General features: G+C 74.9%; 1 protein-coding gene. It reads left to right on the top strand.

The genetic code is table 11. The features are described from left to right. A partial coding sequence (locus G3I65_RS56180) for a condensation domain-containing protein (protein ID WP_160704813.1) occupies positions 1-1,237 on the top strand: 1,237 nt, incomplete at both ends.

Here is a 1,237-nt window from a genome sequence, read left to right as displayed (position 1 = left end):
GGCGGTGCGGAGCCGCGCGCCGAGCAGGGCCCGGTCACCGGCACGGCCCCGCTCACCCCGATCCAGCGCTGGTACTTCGCCACCCAGCCCGACCGGTTCGACCAGCGCGTGGTGCTGGAGTTCGCCGACGACGTCGACGAACCCGCGCTGCGCCGGGCCCTGGCCGCGGTCTGGGCCCACCACGACGCGCTCCGCCTGCGGTTCGAGCAGACGCCGCGCGGACGCGTCCAGCACGGCGAACCGGTCTGGCCGGCCGAACTGCTAGCCGACGACGTCACCTTCGACGTCGAACACGGGCCGCTGCTGACGGCGGTCCTCGACGGACGGCGGCTCCTGCTGGCCGTCCACCACCTCGCGGTCGACGGCGTGTCGTGGCGGATCCTCCTGGAGGACCTCGAAACCGCCTACCGCGGCGGGGAACTCGCGCCCAAGACGACGTCGTACGTCCAATGGGCCCGGCGCCTGGCCGGGCACGCGGCGGCCGGTGGCTTCGACGACGAGCTGGCGCACTGGCAGGCCCTGCCGCCGGTGCCGCCGCTGCCCGCCGACGGGGACGGGCCGGCCACGATCGACGGGACCGGCGAGGTGACCGTCCGGCTCACGGAGGACGAAACCCGGGCCCTGCTGCGAGACGTGCCCGACGTCTACCGCACGCAGGTGAACGACGTTCTCCTGGCGGCGCTCGGCCGGGTGCTGCACGACTGGACCGGCCAGGCGCCGGTGATCGACCTCGAAGGGCACGGCCGCGAAGACCTCTTCGACGGCGTCGACCTGTCGCGGACGGTCGGGTGGTTCACCAGCGTGTTCCCGGTCGCCCTCGACGTCCCCGAAGACTGGGGCGAGGCGCTGAAGGCGGTGAAGGAGCAGCTGCGGGCGGTCCCGCGGCGGGGCATCGGCTACGGCGCCCTGCGGTACCTGACCGGGACCGCGCCGGACATCGATCCCTTGGTGAGCTTCAACTACCTCGGCCGCTTCGACGACGCCGACGGCGGCGCGTTCCAGACCGGGCCGCTCGACGCCGACGTCGACCCGGAGGCGCCCCGGACCCACGCGCTCGACGTCGTCGGCCGGGTCACCGGCGGGACGCTGGAGGTGGCCTGGTCGCACGCCACGGGCTTGCACGACCGCGGCACCGTCGAGGCGCTGGCCGGCCGGATGCTGGCCGCGCTGCGGGAGATCATCGCCCACTGTGCCGCCCCGGACGCCGGCGGCCGCACGCCGTCGGACTTCCCGCTGG

The sequence above is a fragment of the Amycolatopsis sp. SID8362 genome (assembly GCF_010550475.1).
Lineage (GTDB): Bacteria > Actinomycetota > Actinomycetes > Mycobacteriales > Pseudonocardiaceae > Amycolatopsis > Amycolatopsis eburnea.
This window is presented reverse-complemented; position numbering and strand designations above follow the sequence as displayed.